At 68.8% G+C, this 21769-nt stretch carries 20 protein-coding genes; 10 read left to right on the top strand and 10 right to left on the bottom strand.

Annotated elements, in window-relative coordinates; translation table 11 throughout:
- The first annotated feature begins 36 nt into the window (after window positions 1-36).
- On the top strand, window positions 37-1503 hold the full coding sequence (locus GUY60_RS15470; protein WP_161698075.1) for a CCA tRNA nucleotidyltransferase: 1467 nt from the start codon (window positions 37-39) through the stop codon (window positions 1501-1503).
- Between the two features lie 168 nt (window positions 1504-1671).
- On the opposite strand, the gene GUY60_RS15465 is transcribed toward GUY60_RS15470, so the two are convergent.
- From GUY60_RS15465 to GUY60_RS15450, 4 genes are all read right to left on the bottom strand, one after another.
- Entirely contained in the window at window positions 1672-1980 is a 309-nt protein-coding gene (locus tag GUY60_RS15465) for an LppU/SCO3897 family protein (RefSeq protein WP_187370024.1), read from the bottom strand.
- A gap of 113 nt (window positions 1981-2093) precedes the next feature.
- The gene (locus tag GUY60_RS15460) at window positions 2094-3356 is read right to left on the bottom strand and encodes an MFS transporter (RefSeq protein WP_161698073.1); all 1263 of its coding nucleotides are present in this window, start codon (window positions 3354-3356) and stop codon (window positions 2094-2096) included.
- Window positions 3357-3476: 120 nt separating this feature from the next.
- Window positions 3477-4559, bottom strand: coding sequence for an inositol-3-phosphate synthase (locus GUY60_RS15455; protein WP_161698071.1), 1083 nt, complete (start codon window positions 4557-4559; stop codon window positions 3477-3479).
- A gap of 50 nt (window positions 4560-4609) precedes the next feature.
- The gene (locus tag GUY60_RS15450) at window positions 4610-5290 is read right to left on the bottom strand and encodes a PadR family transcriptional regulator (protein ID WP_161698069.1); all 681 of its coding nucleotides are present in this window, start codon (window positions 5288-5290) and stop codon (window positions 4610-4612) included.
- A 357-nt stretch (window positions 5291-5647) separates the two neighbouring features.
- On the opposite strand from GUY60_RS15450, the gene GUY60_RS15445 reads away from it, so the two are divergent.
- The gene (locus GUY60_RS15445; protein WP_161698067.1) at window positions 5648-8365 is read left to right on the top strand and encodes a transglycosylase domain-containing protein; all 2718 of its coding nucleotides are present in this window, start codon (window positions 5648-5650) and stop codon (window positions 8363-8365) included.
- A 122-nt stretch (window positions 8366-8487) separates the two neighbouring features.
- On the top strand, window positions 8488-10092 hold the full coding sequence (locus GUY60_RS15440; protein ID WP_161698065.1) for a glycosyltransferase family 87 protein: 1605 nt from the start codon (window positions 8488-8490) through the stop codon (window positions 10090-10092).
- 87 nt (window positions 10093-10179) lie between these two features.
- Here GUY60_RS15440 and GUY60_RS15435 read toward each other — a convergent pair whose 3' ends face one another.
- The 3 genes from GUY60_RS15435 to GUY60_RS15425 all read right to left on the bottom strand — a co-directional run bounded on the left by GUY60_RS15435 (window position 10180) and on the right by GUY60_RS15425 (window position 12875).
- A complete protein-coding gene (locus tag GUY60_RS15435; protein ID WP_161698063.1) occupies window positions 10180-11211 on the bottom strand; it encodes an alanine racemase in 1032 nt (343 codons plus the stop codon).
- A 65-nt stretch (window positions 11212-11276) separates the two neighbouring features.
- The gene (locus tag GUY60_RS15430) at window positions 11277-12395 is read right to left on the bottom strand and encodes a lipid II:glycine glycyltransferase FemX (protein WP_161698062.1); all 1119 of its coding nucleotides are present in this window, start codon (window positions 12393-12395) and stop codon (window positions 11277-11279) included.
- A gap of 165 nt (window positions 12396-12560) precedes the next feature.
- On the bottom strand, window positions 12561-12875 hold the full coding sequence (locus GUY60_RS15425) for a hypothetical protein (RefSeq protein ID WP_161698060.1): 315 nt from the start codon (window positions 12873-12875) through the stop codon (window positions 12561-12563).
- Window positions 12876-13136: 261 nt separating this feature from the next.
- Between GUY60_RS15425 and rpsF the strand changes: the two genes are divergently transcribed.
- The 4 genes from rpsF (at window position 13137) to rplI (ending at window position 14849) form a co-directional block, all read left to right on the top strand.
- Window positions 13137-13427, top strand: coding sequence for a 30S ribosomal protein S6 (gene rpsF, locus GUY60_RS15420; protein ID WP_161698058.1), 291 nt, complete (start codon window positions 13137-13139; stop codon window positions 13425-13427).
- Between the two features lie 72 nt (window positions 13428-13499).
- Entirely contained in the window at window positions 13500-14102 is a 603-nt protein-coding gene (locus GUY60_RS15415; RefSeq protein ID WP_161698056.1) for a single-stranded DNA-binding protein, read from the top strand.
- Between the two features lie 45 nt (window positions 14103-14147).
- Window positions 14148-14384 (top strand): 30S ribosomal protein S18, encoded by a 237-nt coding sequence (gene rpsR / locus GUY60_RS15410; RefSeq protein WP_003949403.1) that lies wholly within the window; start codon window positions 14148-14150, stop codon window positions 14382-14384.
- Window positions 14385-14402: 18 nt separating this feature from the next.
- Window positions 14403-14849 carry a 50S ribosomal protein L9 gene (gene rplI / locus GUY60_RS15405; protein ID WP_161698054.1) on the top strand — a complete coding sequence of 149 codons (447 nt, stop codon included), beginning with the start codon at window positions 14403-14405 and terminating at the stop codon, window positions 14847-14849.
- A gap of 188 nt (window positions 14850-15037) precedes the next feature.
- Here the strand turns inward: rplI and GUY60_RS15400 are convergent, their stop codons facing one another.
- Window positions 15038-16375: an MATE family efflux transporter gene (locus tag GUY60_RS15400; RefSeq protein ID WP_161698052.1), complete on the bottom strand. Its 1338-nt coding sequence runs from the start codon at window positions 16373-16375 to the stop codon at window positions 15038-15040.
- A 460-nt stretch (window positions 16376-16835) separates the two neighbouring features.
- Here GUY60_RS15400 and dnaB point away from each other — a divergent pair, with 460 nt between their 5' ends.
- Complete coding sequence (dnaB, locus tag GUY60_RS15395; RefSeq protein WP_161698050.1) at window positions 16836-18308, top strand: replicative DNA helicase; 1473 nt, start codon at window positions 16836-16838, stop codon at window positions 18306-18308.
- Between the two features lie 100 nt (window positions 18309-18408).
- Here dnaB and GUY60_RS15390 read toward each other — a convergent pair whose 3' ends face one another.
- Window positions 18409-19134 (bottom strand): dienelactone hydrolase family protein, encoded by a 726-nt coding sequence (locus tag GUY60_RS15390; RefSeq protein WP_161698048.1) that lies wholly within the window; start codon window positions 19132-19134, stop codon window positions 18409-18411.
- 148 nt (window positions 19135-19282) lie between these two features.
- On the bottom strand, window positions 19283-19951 hold the full coding sequence (gene def / locus GUY60_RS15385; RefSeq protein WP_161698046.1) for a peptide deformylase: 669 nt from the start codon (window positions 19949-19951) through the stop codon (window positions 19283-19285).
- A gap of 101 nt (window positions 19952-20052) precedes the next feature.
- On the opposite strand from def, the gene GUY60_RS15380 reads away from it, so the two are divergent.
- Together GUY60_RS15380 and GUY60_RS15375 are read left to right on the top strand one after the other, a co-directional pair.
- Complete coding sequence (locus tag GUY60_RS15380) at window positions 20053-20715, top strand: winged helix-turn-helix domain-containing protein (RefSeq protein WP_312866316.1); 663 nt, start codon at window positions 20053-20055, stop codon at window positions 20713-20715.
- Window positions 20716-20945: 230 nt separating this feature from the next.
- Window positions 20946-21769: serine hydrolase domain-containing protein (locus GUY60_RS15375; protein ID WP_246235051.1), on the top strand; the 824-nt coding region annotated here is incomplete at its 3' end.

Raw genomic sequence — 21769 nt, 5'->3', positions numbered from 1 at the left:
GGCCGGGACTGCGCAGGCCACGTACTCTTTTCTGTTGTGCCGAACGCCAATGAAGACAACCCCAGTGCCCTGAGCCAGGTGCAGCGCCGAGCGGTGAGTGAGCTGCTGCGCGTGTCCCCCGTCGCCGATGAACTCGCCCGCCGCTTCCGGGCCGCCGGGTTCTCGCTCGCCCTGGTCGGCGGCTCGGTCAGGGACGCGCTGCTCGGCCGGCTCGGTAATGACCTGGACTTCACGACCGACGCCCGCCCCGAGGACGTACTGAAGATCGTCCGGCCCTGGGCCGACTCGGTCTGGGAGGTCGGGATCGCCTTCGGCACGGTGGGCTGCCAGAAGCACGCCCGCGTCGACGACTCCGATCAGCACTTCCAGATCGAGGTCACCACGTACCGCTCCGAGGCGTACGACCGGACCTCGCGCAAGCCCGAGGTGTCGTACGGCGACTCCATCGAGCAGGACCTCGTGCGCCGCGACTTCACCGTGAACGCGATGGCCGTGGCGCTCCCCGAGAAGGAGTTCATCGACCCGCACGGCGGCCTCGAGGACCTCGCGGCGCGGGTGCTGCGCACTCCCAACACCCCCGAGGAGTCCTTCTCGGACGACCCGCTGCGCATGATGCGTGCCGCCAGGTTCGCCGCGCAGCTCGACTTCGAGGTGGCGCCCGATGTGGTCGCGGCGATGACCGCGATGTCGGAGCGGATCGAGATCGTCTCGGCCGAGCGGGTCAGGGACGAGCTCAACAAGCTGCTGCTGTCCGCCTACCCGCGCAAGGGCCTCGCGCTGCTCGTCGACACCGGCCTTGCCGACCATGTCCTGCCCGAGCTGCCGGCCCTGCGCCTGGAGAGTGACGAGCACCACCGGCACAAGGACGTCTACGAGCACTCGTTGATCGTTCTGGAGCAGGCGATCGAGCTGGAGGAGAACGGTCCCGACCTCACGCTGCGGCTCGCGGCGCTGCTGCACGACATCGGCAAGCCGAAGACGCGGCGCTTCGAGTCGGACGGGCGGGTCTCCTTCCACCACCACGAGGTGGTCGGCGCCAAGATGACGAAGAAGCGGATGACCGCGCTCAAGTACTCCAACGAGCTGGTGAAGGACGTCTCGCGCCTGGTCGAGCTGCACCTGCGGTTCCACGGGTACGGCACGGGCGAGTGGACGGACTCCGCGGTGCGGCGCTACGTGCGTGACGGTGGCCCGCTGCTCTCCCGGCTGCACAAGCTCACCCGCTCCGACTGCACGACGCGCAACAAGCGGAAGGCGAACGCGCTGTCCCGGGCCTACGACGGCCTGGAGGAGCGGATCGAGCGGCTGCAGGAGCAGGAGGAGCTGGACGCGATCCGCCCCGCCCTCGACGGCAACGAGATCATGGAGATCCTGAGCGTGGGCCCCGGCCCGGTGATCGGCCAGGCGTACAAGTTCCTGCTCGAACTCCGGCTGGAGAACGGGCCGATGGAGCGGGACGCGGCGGTCGCCGAGCTCAAGGAGTGGTGGGCCGCGCAGGTCTGAGAGGCCCGTACGGGAGGGATGAGCACCCTCGTGTACGGCAGGGCTGAGTGCCCGGACATACGAGAGCGGGGGCCGTGTTTCACGTGAAACACGGCCCCCGCTGCGTGCAAGCCCTCGGCGCGCTGTTTCACGTGAAACAGCGCCTGCCGAGCAAGTCGGCCGAGTCGCCTACTTCTTGTAGTCCTCCAGGCAGAGGGTGAAGGAGTCACCGTCGCCGCTCTGCGTGTACTCGGAGTACTTGGTGCGGTCGCAGCCGCCGGTGGCGCCGTCCTTCTTCTCGGCGACCTTGTACTTCGCCTTGGAGTCGCCACAGTCCACCACCTCGAGGTCCGGGTCGGTGGAGCTGCTCGCGTCACCGAGGCTCATGCAGCTGCCGACCTCGGCGGCCTGGGCGTCGTCGCGGCTGGCTATCCAGCCGCCGCCGATGACGATCAGGCCGACGACGATGAGGGCCACGTTCTTGATGGTCTTGGTCACTTGGGGGTCCCCCTGGAACTCAGGTGCGTTGGCGCGTAGTTGACGCATGAAAGCTATAGGGCCCCACTGACATCACAGAAGTTCAGGGAGCCGTTGTGTCATTGATGTGACACTTACTGAGGGGCACTTCGGTGCATAGCGATAGCAATCGCCGCGTAGAGCAAGGCAATTGAGAGCACCAGAAGGACCGATCGACCGTCCGGCGGCAGCATCAGGGCGGCTACCGCGGCGGCGCCCACGAAGGCGACGTTGAACAGCACGTCGTAAACGGAGAAGATCCGGCCACGGAAGGCGTCGTCCACCGTGGACTGGATCGCCGTGTCCGTGGCGATCTTCGCGCCCTGGGTGACCAGGCCCAGGACGAACGCGGCGATCAGGGTCGGGACCGGCGCGAACGGCAGCCCGAGAGCCGGCACGAGAACCGCCGCCGTGCCCGCGCACACCGCGATCCAGCCGCCGGAACCGAACCGCTCGGCGGCCTTGGGGGTCAGCACGGCGGCGGCGAAGAAGCCCGCGCCGGAGAACCCGACGGCCAGCGCGAGCAGCGCGAGCCCGTCCGTCTCGCGTGACGACCAGGCGTACCGGCAGAGCATCAGCACCATCACGAGCTGCGCGCCGTAGCAGAAGCGCATCAGGGTCATCGCGCCGAGCGCCCTTGCGGCGGGGCGGCGTTCAGGCGCGGCGAGGTGGCGGATGCCGTCCACCAGGCCTCGGGCCGTGGAGGTGAGCGCCGCGCCGAGCTGGGGCTGCAGGGCGTCAGGCCGTGGGCCGAGCAGGTCGCGCGGGAAGCGCAGGGTGACGAGCGCCGAGCAGAGGTAGAGGGCGGCGCCGACCAGGACGACCAGGGCGTCGGAGTCCGGGCCCGCCAGCCGGACGACGAAGGCGAGCCCGCCGCCCGCGGTCGCGGCGAGCGTTCCGGCCGTGGGGGAAAGGGAGTTGGCGACGACCAGGCGTTCGCTGTCCACGACCCGGGGCAGGGCGGCGGAGAGCCCGGCGAGGACGAAGCGGTTGACGGCCGTGACGCAGAGGGCCGAGGCGTAGAAGAGCGCGTCCGTCACCTCGCCCAGGATCAGCAGCGCGGTGGCGCAGGCCAGCGTCGCGCGCAGCAGATTGCCGTACAGAAAAACCTGCCGTCGGGGCCAGCGGTCGAGGAGGACGCCCGCGAACGGGCCGACGAGGGAGTACGGAAGGAGCAGGACCGCCATGGCGGAGGCGATGGCGGCGGGCGAGGTCTGCTTCTCCGGGGAGAAGACGACGTGGGTGGCGAGCGCCACCTGGTAGACCCCGTCGGCGGCCTGGGAGAGCAGGCGCACCGCGAGCAGGCGCCGGAAGTCCCGGAAGCGCAGGAGTACGCGCAGATCACGTACGACGGCCATGGCACCAAGAGTCACACAGCACGCAGGCCCCCGGGGGGATTTCCCGGGGGCCTGCGATCAAGGAACCTGTGCGCCTTGGGGGTGAGCCCGGGACGCGTAAGGCAGCGGAGGGACCGGCGCTCAGCGCTCGACCTCGCCGTTGATGAACTTCTCGACGTTCACGCGGGCCTCGTCGTCGAAGTACTGAACCGGCGGGGACTTCATGAAGTACGAGGACGCCGACAGGATCGGGCCGCCGATGCCGCGGTCCTTGGCGATCTTGGCGGCGCGCAGGGCGTCGATGATGACGCCGGCCGAGTTCGGGGAGTCCCAGACCTCGAGCTTGTACTCCAGGTTCAGCGGGACGTCGCCGAAGGCGCGGCCTTCGAGGCGGACGTACGCCCACTTGCGGTCGTCGAGCCAGGCGACGTAGTCGGACGGGCCGATGTGGACGTTGTCCTCGCCGAGCTCGCGGTCGCGGATCTGCGAGGTGACGGCCTGCGTCTTGGAGATCTTCTTGGACTCCAGGCGCTCACGCTCGAGCATGTTCTTGAAGTCCATGTTGCCGCCGACGTTCAGCTGCATCGTGCGGTCCAGGATGACGCCCCGGTCCTCGAACAGCTTCGCCATGACGCGGTGCGTGATGGTGGCGCCGACCTGCGACTTGATGTCGTCACCGACGATCGGGACGCCGGCCGCGGTGAACTTGTCCGCCCACTCCTTGGTGCCGGCGATGAAGACCGGGAGCGCGTTGACGAAGCCGACCTTGGCGTCGATGGCGCACTGCGCGTAGTACTTCGCCGCGTCCTCGGAGCCCACGGGCAGGTAGCAGACGAGTACGTCGACCTGCTTGTCCTTGAGCGTCTGGACGATGTCGACGGGCGCCTCGGCGGACTCCTCGATGGTCTGGCGGTAGTACTTGCCCAGACCGTCGTAGGTGTGACCGCGCTGGACCTGGACGCCGGCGTTCGGCACGTCGCAGATCTTGATGGTGTTGTTCTCGCTGGCGCCGATGGCGTCCGAGAGGTCGAGGCCGACCTTCTTCGCGTCGACGTCGAACGCGGCGACGAACTCGATGTCGCGCACGTGGTAGTCGCCGAACTGGACGTGCATCAGACCCGGGACCCGGGACGCCGGGTCGGCGTCCTTGTAGTACTCGACGCCCTGCACCAGCGAGGCGGCGCAGTTGCCTACGCCGACGATGGCTACGCGAACCGAACCCATTCCGGTTGCTCCCTGTTTGTTCTCGATGAGGCCCCGCAGAACGCGGGACCTCACTTGTCGGTGTCGTCGGACGGATCCGGCCGGGTGCTGTCCCGGTTCCGGGGCAGGCCGCCCGTCATTCCAGATGTGTCCTGCTGAGCCGAGCCGTCCGGGGTCGACCGCTGCTGGTCGCGCCCCGCCCGCTCGCTCTCGATGAGCTCGTTCAGCCAGCGCACTTCGCGCTCCACGGACTCCATGCCGTGCCGCTGGAGCTCAAGGGTGTAGTCGTCAAGACGCTCACGCGTCCTGGCGAAGGAGGCCCGCATCTTCTCGAGGCGCTCCTCGAGTCGACTCCTGCGGCCTTCGAGCACCCGCATACGTACGTCCCGCGAGGTCTGTCCGAAGAAGGCGAAGCGGGCGGCGAAGTGCTCGTCCTCGTAGGCGTCCGGGCCGGTCTGGGCGAGGAGCTCCTCGAAGTGTTCCTTTCCTTCCGCCGTCAACCTGTAGACGATCTTGGCGCGGCGGCCGGACAGGGGCGCGGCGAGGGGGTCCTCCGGTGTGTTGCCCGGCTCCTCGATCAGCCAGCCGCAGGCGACCAGTGTCTTGAGGCAGGGGTACAGCGACCCGTAGCTGAAGGCGCGGAAGACGCCGAGCGAGGTGTTGAGCCGCTTGCGCAGCTCGTAACCGTGCATCGGGGACTCACGCAGCAGGCCCAGGACGGCGAACTCGAGGATGCCGGAGCGTCTGCTCACCGTTCGCCCTCCTCTCGCCGGCTCTTTATGTCGAGCTGATGTATCGAGTCGATACATCACGACGATAGAACGGCCCTTCAACATCGACAAGTGGGGGCACGGTGAACGGCGTCACATCACTGATTCGTAGGAAGCAAGTTGCCTGATTTGGGGTGAACTTCAGCTCTAGGTGGGTTTTGACGGTGCGTAGTGTGTGCGGCATGCAGACCACCGGGAACCACGAGGCGCTCATGCGCGTCCCCGTCCTCGGTGCAGTGCGGTCGGGCCTTGCCATGGGCGCGTCCGCACTTCGGGGGGACCGGAAATCACCTGCCGCTTCCAGGCGCGCTACGCGCCTGCCCGAGGAGTAGTCGTTCGATGAGCGAGCACCGTCGCAAACCGCCCCAGTCGCAGGGCGGCGGACGTGCCGCGGTCAGGCGCGGCGTCACCGGGTCCTCCGGTCGGCGCGCAGCACCGCGCGATGCCACAGGTTCCGCTTCCGGTTCGTACGAGTCGCCCGACTCGTTCGCTGCCGGTGGGGAACCGCCGTACGAGGGTCGCGCCGCGGCCCGGCGCGCAGCACAACGCAGCGCCTCCGGGGGCGGCCGTCGTCGCGCCGCCGAGGGGGCCGGTCGTGGTGGTGCCGCGGGCGCCGCTGGCGGTGGACGCCGCGGTGGCGGCGGTCCCGGCGGTCCCGGCCCTGGTGGTCCGGGCCGTGGCCGGGGGCGTGGCGCCGAGCCGCCGGGCAGGCCCGGCAAGAGGAGGCTGATCGACTACCCGCGGTCCGGCAAGGCCGGCTGGCGCAAGTTCGTGCCGTCCTGGAAGCAGGTCACGGGTACGTTCATCGGCTTCTGCGGGCTTCTGATGGCGGCGGCGGGTATCGCGTACGCCATGGTGGGCATGCCGAAGGCGCAGGATGTCGCCTCGGCGCAGACCAACGTCTTCTACTGGTCCGACGGCACGCAGATGGCGGCCACGGGCGGCGAGAAGAACCGCCAGGTGGTCGGTATCGACCGCATTCCGCCGGATATGCGCTGGTCGGTGGTGTCCGCGGAGAACGCCACGTTCTATAACGACAAAGGCGTCGACCCGATGGGTATCGCCCGTGCCGTCGTGAACATGGCGAAGGGCGGGGAGACGCAGGGTGGTTCGACGATCACCCAGCAGTTCGTGAAGAACACCTACCTGGACCAGAGCCAGACCCTCACGCGTAAGGCACGCGAACTCTTCATCTCCATAAAGGTCGGCGCGGAGATGGAGAAGGACGACGTCCTCGCCGGCTATCTGAACTCCGCGTACTACGGCCGCAACGCGTACGGCATCCAGGCGGCGTCCCAGGCCTACTTCGGCAAGGACTCGGAGAAGCTCTCCATGGAGGAGAGCGCCTTCCTCGCCGGTGTCCTCAAGGGCCCGAACCTCTACAGCCCCGACGGCGGTGTCGGCGCCAACGCCACGGCCAAGGCCAACACCAAGCGCCTGAAGGCCCGTTGGGAGTGGATCCTCGACCGCAGGGTGGAGACCGGGAACCTGACGCAGGCCAAGCGTGACAAGGCCGGCCCGTTCCCCAAGCCCATCAAGCAGAAGTCGACGCTGGCCGGCCAGACCGGCTACCTCGTCGACACGGCCAAGGACTACGTGGCCACCAAGCTGAAGATCCCCGCCGAGGAGCTGGAGAAGGGCGGCTACCGGATCTACACGACCTTCGACAAGAACAAGGTCAAGGAGATGGAGAAGGCCGTCCAGCGGACCAAGAAGGCCTTCCTCGACGACAAGAAGCGGCCGAAGACGGACAAGAACGTCCAGTTCGGTGGCGCGTCCGTCGACCCGAAGAGCGGGGCCATCGTCGCGCTGTACGGCGGCAACGGCTTCGACGAGGGGCACTACACCAACAACGCCAACACCCGTGGTGTGCCCGTCGGTTCGACCTGGAAGCCGTACGTCCTCGCTGCCGCCATGCAGGACGGCACCGTGAAGAACGACGGCCAGGCCATCTCGCCGGAGAGCCTCTACAACGGCAACGACCAACTGATCATCAACGACCAGAACGGCGACCCGATCAAGGACGCCCAGGGTCAGCCGTTCCGGCAGAAGAACGAGAGCGACCGGATGTGGGGCAAGGTCACGCTCCGCAAGGCGATGGAGCAGTCCATCAACACCCCGTTCGTGCAGCTCGGCATCGACGTCGGCCTCTCCAAGACCCGGGACCTCGCCGCGAACACCGGCATCCTGGAGGAGAGCTTCGACAAGGGGAACCTGGGCAACGCCTCGTTCTCCCTCGGTACGTCGACGCCCAGCGCGATCCGCATGGCCGACTCGTACGGCACCTTCGCCAATGAGGGTGCGCACTTCGAGCCGTACTCCGTGACCAAGGTCGTCAAGAGCGAGAACGACCAGCAGGAAGTCCTCCCCGGCTTCGAGAAGCCCAAGCGCAAGTCGGCGATGGACGCGAACGTCGCCAACAACATCACCGACGTGCTGCAGAACGTGGTGAAGAACGGCACGGGCAAGAAGGTCGCGGACATCGGCTTCCCCGTGGCGGGCAAGACCGGCACCACCGACAAGAACAAGTCGGCCTGGTTCGTCGGCTACACCCGGGAGCTGTCGACCGCGGTCACCCTGTTCCGTACGGACCCCAAGGAGGGCGAGCTGCTCTCCATGAACGGGACCGGTGGCGTGCCGTCCATCCACGGTGGCGACATCCCGGCGCAGATCTGGAAGGACTACATGGAGGGCGCCATGAAGGGCGTCACTCCGGAAGCCTTCCCGGCGGCCGAGGAGATCGGCGACATCGTCGGCGAGGCCCCGAGCCCGTCGCCCTCGCCGACCGAGACCGCGGACCCGGAGGACAGCGCGACCCCGACGCCCACGGGCCCGAACCCCTCGGGCTCGCCCAGCGGTGAACCGAGTCCCGGCGAGACCTGCGACCCGTTCGACTTGAAGTGCAAGGAGAACGGCGGGACCACCGACGGCGGTACGGACACCGGCGGAGCCGACGGCGGCACCACCGGCGGCGAGACCACCACCCCGGAGCCACCCTCAGGGGGCAATGGCAACGGAGGCGGCGGAGGCGGATGGTTCGGCGGGCCGACGGGCTAGCCGCCCCCCCGTCGCGTTCCACGCCACCGTGGTCGCGTGTTTCACGTGAAACGAGGGCCGTCGCACCCACCGGGTGCGGCGGCCCTCGTCGTGCGCTCAGACTCGTACGGCAGGATGAGTCCATGACGAGCAGCACGAGCCCGGACCCGAGCGCGCAGCACTCGCAGCCCACGGAACTGTCGAAGCAGGCGGAGCTCTCGAAGCAGACGGAGCCCGCCGAGCCGGTGCTGCCGACCAGACAGGACGAAGTGGCCAGGAACGGCAGCGAGTTGATCGGTGGCCCGCTCGGCCGCCGGGCGCTGCTCGGCACGGGCTGGTGGACCCCCGTACGCGTCATCGCGCTGGTCGCCATCGGGATGTTCGCGCTCGGCATGGTGCAGAAGCTGCCCTGCTACAACGGCGCCTGGTTCTTCGGGGCCAGCTCCCAGTACACGCACGCCTGCTACTCGGACATCCCCCACCTCTTCGCCGGACGGGGCTTCTCCGACGGTCTGGTGCCGTACTTCGACAAGCTCAGCGGCGATATGGAGTACCTCGAATACCCGGTCCTGACCGGGGTGTTCATGGAGGTCGCCTCCTGGGTCGTGCCCGACGGCGGCACCATCCAGGACCGCGAGCAGATCTACTGGCTCGTCAACGCCGGAATGCTGATGGTCTGCGCCGCCGTCATCGCGGTCTGTGTCGCGCGCACCCACCGGCGCCGCCCCTGGGACGGCCTCTTCGTCGCGCTCGCGCCCGCCTTCGCGCTCACCGCGACGATCAACTGGGACCTGCTCGCGATCGCCCTCACGGCCGCCGCCATGCTGATGTGGTCGCGCGGGCGGGCGGTCGCCTTCGGTGTGCTGCTCGGCCTGGCCACCGCCGCCAAGCTGTACCCCGTCCTGCTGCTCGGACCACTACTCGTGCTGTGCTGGCGGGCAGGGAAATGGCGGGAGTTCGCGGCCGCGACGGCGAGCACGGCGGGCTCGTGGCTCATGGTCAATCTGCCAGTGATGCTGCTTGCGCCCGAGGGGTGGAAGAAGTTCTACACCTTCAGCCAGGAGCGCGGCGTCGACTTCGGCTCCTTCTGGCTGGTCCTCCAGCAGCGCTACGGGGCGCTCGACACCGACACGGTCAACACCCTCGCGACCGCGCTGATGGCCCTCGCCTGTCTCGGTGTCGCGGCGCTCGCGCTCACGGCCCCGCGCAGGCCGCGCTTCGCCCAGCTCGCGCTGCTCGTAGTCGCCGCGTTCATCCTCACGAACAAGGTCTACTCACCGCAGTACGTGCTCTGGCTGATCCCGCTCGCGGCGCTCGCCCGGCCGCGCTGGCGGGACTTCCTGATCTGGCAGGCCTGCGAGGTCATGTACTTCCTCGGGATCTGGCTGTACCTCGCGTACACGACCAGCGGCGACAAGCACCAGGGCCTGCCGCAGGAGGGCTACCAACTCGCCGTCGTGATCCACCTGATGGGCACGCTCTACCTGTGCGCGGTGGTCGTCCGGGACATCCTCATGCCCGAGCGGGACGTGGTGCGCCGGGACGGCTCCGACGACCCCTCGGGCGGCGTCCTCGACCGCGCGCCCGACGTCCACGTCCTGGGCCAGGCCGCCCACCCACCACGGCACGCCGCTACGCCACCGACCGGCACCGGCACGTACGTCGCCTGGGGCACGGAAGGGACCGCGGTGGGCGGGACCGCACGCACGGTGGGCGCGAGGGGTGCGGCGAGCGGCGTCTCGCCCTGAGCGAGGCGCGATTGAGGAAGCACGAGGGGCACAACGGAAAGGGCCGGCCGCGGAGTTCGCGGCCGGCCCTGTTCCTTGTTGGATGCGTCAGTGATCGACCAGGCGGTCGAACTGGGTCGTGGTGTGCCGCAGATGGGCCACCAGCTCCTCGCCGACCTTCGGCTCCGGGGAGTCCGACGGGACGAACAGGATCGACACCTGCATGTGCGGCGGCTCCGCGAACCACCGCTGCTTGCCCGCCCAGACGAACGGCGCCAGGTTCCGGTTCACCGACGCGAGGCCCGCGCGGGCCACGCCCTTGGCGCGCGGCATGACGCCGTGCAGCGCCTTCGGCGCCTCCAGGCCCACGCCGTGCGACGTACCGCCCGCCACGACGACCAGATAGCCGTCGGAGGCTGCCTTCTGCTGCCGGTAACCAAAACGGTCGCCCTTGGCCACGCGCGTCACGTCGAGGACGGAGCCGCGGTACTCGGTCGCGTCGTGGTCGCCCAGCCAGAGCCGCGTACCGATCCGGACGCGGAAGCGGGTCTGCGGGAACTGCTGCTGCAGCCGGGCCAGTTCCTGCCCGGAGAGGTGGCTCACGAACATGGTGTGCAGCGGAAGCCGGGCCGCGCGCAGCCGGTCCATCCAGCCGATGACCTCCTCGACGGCGTCCGAGCCGTCGGTGCGGTCGAGCGGCAGGTGGATGCCGAAGCCCTCCAGGCGGACATCCTCTATGGCGGCGTGCAGGTAGGCGAGTTCCTGCTCGGTGACGCCGTGCCGCTTCATCGAGCTCATGACCTCGATGACGACCCGGGCGCCCACAAGACCGTGCACACCCTCCACGGAGGAGACCGAACGGATCACCCGGTCGGGCAGCGGAACGGGCTCCTCCCCCCGGCGGAACGGCGTGAGCACCAGCAGGTCGCCGCTGAACCAGTCCTTGATACGGGCCGCTTCGTAGGTCGTCCCGACGGCCAGCATGTCGGAGCCGAAGCGGGTCGCCTCGTCGGCGAGCCGCTCGTGACCGAAGCCGTAACCGTTGCCCTTACAGACAGGCACGATTCCCGGGAACTGTTCGAGCACCTGCTTGTGATGTGCCCGCCAGCGCGCGGTGTCGACGTAGAGCGTGAGCGCCATGGACGGTCCCGGAACCCTTCTTGTGTCTGCCGTCTGTCTTGGGGTGTGGAGGTGATTGTGCTCGGTCAGCGCTTCGACATGTAGATCTCGAGCGCCTTGTGCAGCACCTTGTTCAGCGGGAAGTCCCACTCGCCGATGTACTCGACGGCCTCGCCGCCGGTGCCCACCTTGAACTGGATCAGACCGAAGAGGTGGTCCGACTCGTCCAGGGTGTCGGAGATACCGCGCAGGTCGTAGACGCTCGCACCGAGCGCGTACGCGTCGCGGAGCATCCGCCACTGCATGGCGTTGGACGGCCGGACCTCGCGCTTGTGGTTCACGGAGGCGCCGTACGAGTACCAGACGTGGCTGCCGACGGTCAGCATCGTGGCCGCGGCCAGGGGCTCGCCCTCGTGCTTGGCGATGTACAGCCGCATGCGGTTGGGGTCCTCGGCATTGAGGGCCTTCCACTGCCGCTGGAAGTAACTGAGCGGACGCGGACGGAACCGGTCGCGCTCGGCGGTGACCTCGTACAGCTCCTGCCAGGCGGGCAGGTCGTCGTAGCCGCCCTGGACGACCTCGACGCCGGCCTTGTCGGCCTTCTTGATGTTGCGCCGCCAGAGCTGGTTGAAACTCTTCTGCACATCGTCGAGGGAACGGTTGGCCAGCGGCACCTGGAACACGTACCGCGGCTGTACGTCACCGAAGCCGGCGCCGCCGTCCTCGCCCTGCTGCCAACCGAGCTTGCGCAGCCGGTCGGAGACCTCGAAGGCGCGCGGCTCGATGACATCGGCCTCGATGTCCCGCAGGCGCTTGACGTCCGGGTCCTGGATGCCCTTCTTGATGGTCGGCGCCTCCCAGCGCCGGATCACCACGGGCGGGCCCATCTTCACGGAGAACGCGCCCTGCTGCTTCAGATGCGCCAGCATCGGGTTCAGCCAGTCCTCGAGGTTCGGCGCATGCCAGTTGATGACCGGGCCCTCGGGCAGGTACGCCAAGTACCGCTTGATCTTGGGCAGTTGGCGGTAGAGCACCAGGCCGACGCCGACCAACTCGTCGCTCTTGTCGAACCAGCCCAGGCACTCGGAGCGCCATTCGTTCTTCACATCAGCCCACGCCGGGACCTGGCAGTGGCTAGCCGAGGGCAGGCTCTGGATATATGCCAGATGCTGCTCACGGCTGATGGTCCGCAGGGTCAGGCTCATGCTGGGGCGCTCCTCGGCTGGTGTGTCCCCATGGGGCAGGGGCTTCCGGCTCACGCGCCGAAGCCTACTGCGCCCGGGGAGCGCCCTGACTGGCCGTATGCGGGGAGGAGCTGTCCGGGGCTCTTTCTCCCGGACAGCCACGAGGTTCGCGGGCGGCTACAGGGGTCAGCCGAGCAGTCCCCCGAAGAGGCCGCCATGGGCCATTCCCAGGAAGAAGCCGACCGCCGAGGCCCCCAGGCCCACGATCAGCAAGAACCGCTCCCTGGTGGTCTCGGACACGAACTGTCCGTACGCGCCCGTGATGATCCCCACGAGTCCCGCCCAGGAACTGAGCAGGTGCAGGTTATGGAACATCGCCGTGACGAACGCCGTGAAGCCGAGTACGAGGGTCACCGTGAGAAGCGTGTCCTGGAGGGGATGCGGCTTTCCGTCCGTGGCGAACAGCGACGTCCCCGTGTTGGGTCGCATTGCCTGTGCCATGGGGCACCTCCTGGCAAGAGCGGCGCATCGTAGCGCCTTAGACACCCGATGTGTACAGAGTGCGGCCCCTGACCGCCGGATTTCAACCGGAAGCCGACGTGCGGGTACTCTTTACCGTCTGCACCGGTGTCTGCCCACCACAGCCTCAGCCCCGCTCGCGGGAGCCGATTGTCAGTGGCGGCCGATACCGTTGCGTACGCATCACGACCCTCCTGCCACGGAACGACCGTGGCCGCTGAGTCCAAAGGAGGTGGGTTCCACATGCGTCACTACGAAGTGATGGTCATCCTCGACCCCGATCTCGAGGAGCGCGCTGTCTCCCCGCTGATCGAGAACTTCCTTTCTGTTGTCCGTGAGGCCAACGGAAAGGTCGAGAAGGTCGACACCTGGGGCCGTCGTCGTCTCTCGTACGAGATCAAGAAGAAGCCCGAGGGCATCTACTCGGTCATCGACCTGCAGGCCGAGCCTGCGGTCGTCAAGGAGCTCGACCGCCAGATGAACCTGAACGAGTCGGTCCTCCGGACCAAGGTCCTCCGTCCCGAGATGCACTGAGCTTTCAGCTCAGAGCGCTCGGGAATCGAGTAGCAGCAAGCAGCCAGCAGCAACCCGCCGAGAGGTACCCCCATGGCAGGCGAGACCGTCATCACGGTCGTCGGCAATCTTGTCGACGACCCCGAGCTGCGCTTCACCCCCTCCGGTGCGGCGGTCGCGAAGTTCCGTGTCGCGTCCACTCCCCGCACCTTCGACCGTCAGACCAATGAGTGGAAGGACGGCGAAAGCCTGTTCCTGACCTGCTCGGTCTGGCGTCAGGCGGCGGAGAACGTCGCGGAGTCGCTTCAGCGAGGCATGCGCGTCGTCGTGCAGGGTCGCCTGAAGCAGCGGTCCTACGAGGACCGTGAGGGCATCAAGCGCACGGTCTACGAGCTCGACGTCGAGGAAGTCGGCGCCAGCTTGAAGAACGCCACGGCCAAGGTCACCAAGACCAGTGGTCGCGGTGGCCAGGGTGGTTACGGCGGCGGCGGTGGCGGCGGCCAGCAGGGCGGCGGCGGCAACTGGGGCGGTAGCTCCGGTGGCGGTCAGCAGCAGGGCGGCGGCGGTGCTCCCGCCGACGACCCCTGGGCGACCGGTGCGCCGGCCGGTGGCGGCCAGCAGGGTGGCGGCGGTGGCGGCTGGGGCGGAAGCTCCGGCGGCTCCGGCGGCGGCTACTCGGACGAGCCCCCCTTCTAGGGCGGGTTTCGTACCCACACTTCTTGATCACACAGGAGAAACACCATGGCGAAGCCGCCTGTGCGCAAGCCTAAGAAGAAGGTCTGCGCATTCTGCAAGGACAAGGTCACGTACGTGGACTACAAGGACACGAACATGCTGCGGAAGTTCATTTCCGACCGCGGCAAGATCCGTGCCCGCCGCGTGACCGGCAACTGCACGCAGCACCAGCGTGACGTCGCCACGGCCGTCAAGAACAGCCGTGAGATGGCGCTGCTGCCCTACACGTCCACCGCGCGATAAGGGAAGGGTGACCGAATCATGAAGATCATCCTCACCCACGAGGTCTCTGGCCTCGGTGCCGCTGGCGACGTCGTTGACGTCAAGGACGGCTACGCTCGCAACTACCTGATCCCGCGTCGCTTTGCGATCCGCTGGACCAAGGGTGGCGAGCAGGACGTGGCGCAGATCCGCCGCGCTCGCAAGATCCACGAGATCCAGACCATCGAGCAGGCCACCCAGATCAAGGGTCAGCTCGAGGCCGTCAAGGTTCGCCTTGCCGTCCGCTCCGGCGAAGCCGGTCGTCTCTTCGGTTCCGTGACCCCGGCTGACGTCGCTTCGGCGATCGAGGCTGCCGGTGGCCCGAAGATCGACAAGCGTCGCGTCGAGCTGGGCTCGCCGATCAAGACGCTGGGCGCCCACGAGACGTCCGTGCGCCTGCACCCCGAGGTGGCCGCCAAGGTCAACGTCGAGGTCGTCTCCGCGTAAGCGTCGTACTCGGCACTGCTGAGTCTGAGTGTTGGGCCCGCTCCCTTCGGGGGGCGGGCCCAGTGCTTTGTCCGGGGGTTGCCGTGGTGGTCGACTGGCTTGCCGGGGTGGGGTGTTGGTGTGCGGCGCGGTCATGTTTCACGTGAAGCGGTCGTGTTTCACGTGAAACAGGGTCGGCGGTGGGGGCGTCAGCGTGTGGCGCCGGTGACGATCCAGCGGCCCGAGCGGGCCCGCAGCCACAGGGTGATCATGCGCACCGACATCATCAGTGCCATCGCTCCCCACAGCGCGGTCAGGCCGCCACCGAAGGTGGGTACGAGGAGGGCGACCGGAGTGAACACCGCGAGTGTGGCGAGCATCGCCCAGGCGAGATACGGGCCGTCGCCCGCTCCCATCAGGACGCCGTCCAGGACGAAGACGATCCCGGAGACCGGCTGCGATACGGCCACCACGAGCAGCGCGGCGAACGCCGCGTCCTGCACGTTGGCGTCGCTGGTGAACAGCGGGAGGAACACCGGTCGGGCGGCCACCACCAGGAGCCCGAGCGCGAAGCCCGATGCGATGCCCCACTGCACCATGCGACGGCAGGCTTCGCGGGCGCCCTGGGTGTCACCCGCTCCCAGATAGCGGCCGATGATGGCCTGACCGGCGATGGCGATGGCGTCCAGGGCGAAGGCCAGCAGGCTCCACAGGGTCAGGATGATCTGGTGGGCGGCGATATCGGCGTCACCGAGCCGGGCGGCGACCGCGGTGGCGATCATCAGGATCGCCCGCAGCGAGAGCGTACGGACGAGGAGTGGAGCTCCGGCCTGGGCGCAGGCGCGGATGCCGGCGGCGTCGGGGCGCAGCGAGGCGCCGTGCCGTCGGGCGCCGCGGACCACGACGACGAGGTAGGCGACCGCCATGCCGATCTGGGCGATGGCCGTGCCCCAGGCGGATCCGGCGATGCCGAGCCCGGCGCCGTAGACGAGGCCGAGGTTGAGCAGGGCGTTGGCGACGAAGCCCGCGATGGCGACGTAGAGCGGGGTCTTGGTGTCCTGCAGGCCGCGGAGCACTCCGGTGGCAGCGAGGACGATGAGCATGGCCGGGATGCCCAGGGCGGAGATCCGCAGATAGGTGATCGCGTGCGGGGCGGCGGTGGCGGAGGCGCCGAAGAGGTCGACGACGGCGGGGGCGGTGGGCACGATGACCGCGACGACGGCGACGCCGATCAGGAGGGCGAGCCAGATGCCGTCCATGCCCTGGCGGATCGCGGACGGCATGTCACCGGCGCCGACCCTGCGGGCGACGGCCGCGGTGGTGGCGTACGCGAGGAAGACGAAGATGCTGACGCCGGTCATCAGGAGGGCGGAGGCCACGCCGAGTCCGGCCAGTTGGGCGGTGCCGAGGTGGCCGACGATGGCGGTGTCGGCCATCACGAAGAGCGGCTCGGCGACCAGCGCTCCGAAGGCCGGAACGGCGAGCGCGATGATCTCGCGGTCGTGCCGTCTGCGTACGGCCTTGGGGGTGGAGGGCGCCTGGGTCATGGGCACCAATGTAATCTTCCACAGGTAAGAGACGCAATGGTCTAGCGACCCTTACTTGTGTGTTGGCTCAGGCTGTCTCGTGGCGCTGTTCGACAGGAACTTGCCCCCGTTTCAAAACTTTTTTCTATGCACAGCCGGGGGGCGATGAACGCGCAGGTCAGGGTGGGTATGGCGGAGGGGCTGAGGGCTTGTTCACAGCGCTGTCCACCGGACCGTGCACAGGTTTCGGCGAGTTCTCCACAGCAATGGGTCCGTCATCCACAGCGCCTGTGGATAACCAGATTGGCTGACGGTGCCCGCGGCCCTACCGTGGTCCGGCGCCCGCCTCGTTTTCCGCTCACGGAAACCCCCGCATAACCAACGCGACAGAAGCGGAGTTGGGCCTCTTGTTTGTCAGTGCTGTGCCGTAGAAAGAGGAGGCACGGCGAGGTCCGCTCGGCGGACGGGAGGAGGTGGCCCGGTGAGTGTTTCCGAGCCTTTGGAAGGCCCCTGGGCCGACAGCGGTCCCAGTGACCGTCTGCCCGTCACCCGCCAGCGCCGGGAGGGCGGCCGCGGCCGCGACGGCGACCAGGACCGAGGCGGCGACGGATGGGACGGCGGTGGCACCCCCTTCGAGCGGGTACCGCCGCAGGACCTCGATGCCGAGCAGTCCGTGCTCGGCGGCATGCTGCTCTCCAAGGACGCGATCGCCGACGTCGTCGAGGTGCTCAAGGGCCACGACTTCTACCGGCCCGCGCACGAGACGATCTACCAGTCGATCCTCGATCTGTACGCCAAGGGCGAGCCGGCCGACCCGATCACCGTGGCCGCCGAGCTCACCAAGCGCGGCGAGATCACCAAGGTCGGTGGCGCGTCGTATCTGCACACCCTGGTCCAGACGGTCCCGACCGCCGCGAACGCCGAGTACTACGCGGAGATCGTCCATGAGCGCGCGGTGCTGCGCCGCCTGGTCGAGGCGGGCACGCGCATCACGCAGATGGGATACGCGGCCGACGGCGATGTCGACGAGATCGTCAACAGCGCCCAGGCGGAGATCTACGCGGTCACCGAGCAGCGCACGACGGAGGACTATCTTCCGCTCGGCGACATCATGGAGGGCGCGCTCGACGAGATCGAGGCGATCGGCTCGCGCTCGGGGGAGATGACCGGTGTGCCGACCGGTTTCACCGACCTCGACCAGCTCACCAACGGCCTGCACCCGGGCCAGATGATCATCATTGCCGCGCGTCCGGCCATGGGTAAGTCGACGCTGGCGCTCGACTTCGCGCGGGCCTGTTCCATCCAGCACAACCTGCCGAGCGTGATCTTCTCGCTCGAAATGGGGCGCAACGAGATCGCGATGCGTCTGCTGTCGGCAGAGGCACGGGTGGCGCTGCACCACATGCGTTCCGGCACGATGACCGACGAGGACTGGACCCGGCTGGCCCGGCGTATGCCGGATGTCTCGGCCGCTCCGCTCTACATCGACGACTCCCCGAACCTGTCGATGATGGAGATCCGAGCCAAGTGCCGCCGCCTGAAGCAGCGCAGCGACCTGAAGCTCGTCGTCATCGACTATCTCCAGCTGATGCAGTCCGGCGGTTCCAAGCGTTCCGAGAGCCGTCAGCAGGAGGTCTCGGACATGTCGCGAAACCTGAAGCTCCTGGCCAAGGAGCTGGAGCTGCCGGTGATCGCGCTCTCGCAGCTGAACCGTGGCCCCGAGCAGCGCACGGACAAGAAGCCGATGGTCTCCGACCTGCGTGAATCCGGATCGATCGAGCAGGACGCGGACATGGTCATCCTGCTCCACCGTGAGGACGCGTACGAGAAGGAGTCGCCCCGCGCGGGCGAGGCGGACATCATCGTCGGCAAGCACCGTAACGGCCCCACGGCCACGATCACTGTCGCCTTCCAGGGCCACTACTCGCGGTTTGTGGACATGGCGCAGACGTGATCGTCGCCGTCGGGGGCTCTCCTTCAGTGGTGAGGCGCCTCAGCCGCGCCGACCACTGATCGCCGTTCGCCGACCTGGGGTGGGCTCGGTGGGCTGAAGGTCACTCCGTCACGGGCAGGCAGTCGGCGAGCAGTTCGACGATGTCGCGCCAGGCCCGCTGCGCGTGCAGTGGGTGGTGGCCGACGCCGGGGCGCACGGCCTGGTCGACCGGCGGGTGGTGGAAGGCGTGCTGGGCTCCGCCGTAGACCACGAGGCGCCAGTCGACGCCCGCTTCCTGCATCTCGGCGGCGAAGGCGTCCCGCTGCGCGGCGGGCATGATCGGGTCCTCCGATCCGACCCCGGCCCATACGGGGCAACGGATGCGTGCCGCTTCGCCGGGGCGGCCGGTGGTCAGGGCGTTGATCGTGCCGATGGCCCGCAAGTCGACGCCGTCGCGCCCGAGTTCCAGCGCGATGGCGCCGCCGGTGCCGTACCCGACAGCGGCGATCCGGTCGGGGTCGGTCCGGGGTTCGGCGCGCAGGACGTCGAGTGCGGCGTGGCCGATCTCCCGCATCCGGTCGGGGGCGGCGAGCAGGGGCAGCGCGTGGGCCAGCATCTCCTCGATGTCGGTGAACCAGCGTCCGCCGTTGATGTCGAAGGCCAGCGCCACGTATCCCAGTTCGGCGAGGGCGTCGGCCCGGCGGCGCTGGAAGTCGTTCAGGCCTGTCCCTTCGGGGCCGATCAGGACTGCGGGGCGGCGGCCCGTACCGGCGGGGAGTGCGAGGTGGCTGATCATGGTGAGGCCGTCGGCCGGGTATTCGACGCTGTGCGTGGTGACCGTTGTCATGAGACCGACTGTAGGGACGGTCGCGCGGGGGTGGGGTGGGCTTAGCTGTGGGCAGAGGAGGGCGCACCCGCGCTTGTAGGCGAGTGGGCCAACTCCGCGGTGCGCTCCGGTAGTTCATCGGCGTGGGCCGCCTCGGATCAGGGCGTGGCTAGGGCCTTGCGGCCAAGCGCTCCGCCTTGAGCTCGCGTCGGGCGAAGACCTCCTCGCGCCGGTCCGCCATCTGCCGCAGCGCCTCCTTGCGGTCCCGCTTGGCGAGCCGGTCGAGGTAGAGGTGGCCGATGAGGTGGTCGGCCTCGTGCTGGAGGCAGCGCGCGAAGTAGCCGGTTCCTTCTACGACTAGGGGGTTGCCGTCCTGGTCGAGTCCGCGCACGACCGCCTGGTCGGTACGGGGGACGGGCAGGCCGGCGCCGGGTACGGAGAGGCAGCCCTCCATGTCGTCGACGAGGCGGCGAGCACCCGGACCGGGAAGTTCCAGTACGGGGTTGACGATGTGGCCGACGTGCCGGATGCCGTCGTCGTCGGAGCAGTCGTACACGAACACCCGCAGGTCGACGCCGACTTGGTTGGCGGCGAGGCCTGCGCCTTCGGCGACGTACATCGTCCGGAACATGTCGTCGATCAGGGTCGACAGCTCCGGAGTGCCGAACTCCGTGACCTCCCGGCACGGTCGGTTCAGCACCTCCTCGCCGACCTCCGTGATCCGGCGCGGAGTACCCCGGTCCACTTCCGGTGGCAGGGCGGGGAACGTGTCGACGGGCCGGCCCTGCAGGCGGACGCGACGGTCCACGGGGTGAGGGTGGTCGTGGCTGACGGACATCGAGGTTCCCCTTTCCGCACGCGGCATGCGTGGCGCACATGCCCATCAGGTGCGGCTCGGATCGCTTGCCAAGTGCTTTGCAAAGTAGCAGACTTTGCAAAGTGACTGAAGATGACCTCGCTGCCGAGGGTTCTGCCGACCGTTCCGCCCCCAACACCCCGGTGGGTAGGGCGGGTTCGGCCGACGAGCTGCGCGAGCACGATGTCCGTACCGCCCTCCTCGACCTGCTCGCGGAAGTCGGTACGGTCACGGCGACCGAGGCCGCGACCAGGCTCGGGTACAGCTCCGGGCTCTGCTCGTTCCACCTGCGGCAGCTCGCCCGTCACGGACGGATCGAGGAGGCCCCGCACGGTGGCGGCCGCGCTCGCCCCTGGCGGTTGAAGCGACTCAGCTTCGCGGGCGACGCCGCCGACGCTCAGGCCGAGGCGCCCGCCGAGGAGCGGTTCGGCGAGCTGGCGCGCGGCCTTGAGGACGAGAGCTGGCAGCGCTGGCTCGACGGCCGGGACGCGGCGCCCGCCGGATGGCGGCATGAGGAGGCCTTCAGCGCCGTCGCCTATCTGACGCCGGAGGAGATGCGCCGGGTCGCGGACACCGTCCGCCGGGCGCTCGCCCCGTACCAGGACCGCGAACAACGCCCGCTGGCCCGGCCCGAGGGCGCCCTGCCGGTGGCGCTCATCACCCGACTCTTCCCCCTGCTCCCGCACGCGGCCGAGGGAGCGGACACGGATGAGGGCGCTGACGCGGATGAGGACGCCTCGGGCTGAGCCCACGCGGGCTGCCACATGTCGCTCGTCCGGTGCCGTCTTCGCGGGTACGGTGCCGCCTTCGCGCGTACGGGGAGGGCTTCCCGGGTACGGGAAGGGCGTCGCGCGTACGGCGAAATCGGCTCGACTGTGTGGCGCCGTACCGGTGGACTGGGGGCATGACGCCTACTCGTACTGGTTCGCCCGCCTCGCCCACGCCGACCCGCCCCGACGACCACGGATACGCGGAGCTGCTGCCCACCACCCGGAGGGCCCTGCTGCACCGGATCGCGGTGGCGCAGTCCGAGGGGCGGGCGCCGTCCGTCGTGGCCGCAGTCGTCCGGGACGGGAACGTCGTCTGGGACGGAGCGCGGGGTTCCGTCGAAGGGCAGCTCCCCGACGCCGACACCCAGTACCGCATCGGCTCCCTCACCAAGACGTTCACCGCGGTCCTGGTGATGCGGCTGCGGGACGAGGGCGTGCTCGACTTCGCCGATCCGCTGGCCAAGCACCTGCCGGGTACGGGTACGAGTACGGGCACCGGCTCGCGCGCCGACGTCGGGGAAGTGACCGTCGGCCAACTGCTCGCACACACCGGCGGGTTGGCCGCGGAGGCACCCTCGCCGTGGTGGGAGCGCACGCCGGGTACCGTCAGGCCCGAGCTCGCCGACGTACTCGGTGAGGAGCCGTTCCGGCACCCGGTGGGTCGGCGGCACCACTACTCCAACCCCGGCTACACCCTGCTCGGATCGCTGGTCGAAGCGCTCCGGGGCGCGCCCTGGGCCGATGTGCTCCGCGACGAGGTGCTCGAACCGCTCGGCCTGCACCGCACCAGCGCGCAGCCGCAGGCGCTGCACGCCGCCGGGCTCGCCGTGCACCCCTGGGCCGACGTGCTGCTCGACGAGCCGGTCGAGGACCTCGGACTGATGGCCCCGGCCGGACAACTCTGGTCGACCACCGCAGACTTGGCGCGGTTCGCGGTCTTCCTGGAGCGGGGCGACGAGCGGGTGCTGAGCGCGGAGTCCGTACGCGAGATGCGTACGGCGGCGGCCCCGCCCGAGTCGGGGGACTGGGA

The sequence above is a fragment of the Streptomyces boluensis genome (assembly GCF_009908195.1).
Lineage (GTDB): Bacteria > Actinomycetota > Actinomycetes > Streptomycetales > Streptomycetaceae > Streptomyces > Streptomyces boluensis.
This window is presented reverse-complemented; position numbering and strand designations above follow the sequence as displayed.

What these genes read in the sequence shown, in the direction of transcription:
- def (WP_161698046.1), bottom strand. Translation starts at nt 19,951, where the DNA reads ATGTCCGTCAGCCACGACCACCCTCACCCCGTGGACCGTCGCGTCCGC.
- GUY60_RS15435 (WP_161698063.1), bottom strand. Translation starts at nt 11,211, where the DNA reads ATGGCGCTCACGCTCTACGTCGACACCGCGCGCTGGCGGGCACATCAC.
- GUY60_RS15425 (WP_161698060.1), bottom strand. Translation starts at nt 12,875, where the DNA reads ATGGCACAGGCAATGCGACCCAACACGGGGACGTCGCTGTTCGCCACG.
- GUY60_RS15390 (WP_161698048.1), bottom strand. Translation starts at nt 19,134, where the DNA reads ATGACAACGGTCACCACGCACAGCGTCGAATACCCGGCCGACGGCCTC.
- GUY60_RS15455 (WP_161698071.1), bottom strand. Translation starts at nt 4,559, where the DNA reads ATGGGTTCGGTTCGCGTAGCCATCGTCGGCGTAGGCAACTGCGCCGCC.
- GUY60_RS15440 (WP_161698065.1), top strand. Translation starts at nt 8,488, where the DNA reads ATGACGAGCAGCACGAGCCCGGACCCGAGCGCGCAGCACTCGCAGCCC.
- GUY60_RS15415 (WP_161698056.1), top strand. Translation starts at nt 13,500, where the DNA reads ATGGCAGGCGAGACCGTCATCACGGTCGTCGGCAATCTTGTCGACGAC.
- GUY60_RS15460 (WP_161698073.1), bottom strand. Translation starts at nt 3,356, where the DNA reads ATGGCCGTCGTACGTGATCTGCGCGTACTCCTGCGCTTCCGGGACTTC.
- rplI (WP_161698054.1), top strand. Translation starts at nt 14,403, where the DNA reads ATGAAGATCATCCTCACCCACGAGGTCTCTGGCCTCGGTGCCGCTGGC.
- GUY60_RS15400 (WP_161698052.1), bottom strand. Translation starts at nt 16,375, where the DNA reads ATGACCCAGGCGCCCTCCACCCCCAAGGCCGTACGCAGACGGCACGAC.
- GUY60_RS15430 (WP_161698062.1), bottom strand. Translation starts at nt 12,395, where the DNA reads ATGAGCCTGACCCTGCGGACCATCAGCCGTGAGCAGCATCTGGCATAT.
- rpsF (WP_161698058.1), top strand. Translation starts at nt 13,137, where the DNA reads ATGCGTCACTACGAAGTGATGGTCATCCTCGACCCCGATCTCGAGGAG.
- GUY60_RS15445 (WP_161698067.1), top strand. Translation starts at nt 5,648, where the DNA reads ATGAGCGAGCACCGTCGCAAACCGCCCCAGTCGCAGGGCGGCGGACGT.
- rpsR (WP_003949403.1), top strand. Translation starts at nt 14,148, where the DNA reads ATGGCGAAGCCGCCTGTGCGCAAGCCTAAGAAGAAGGTCTGCGCATTC.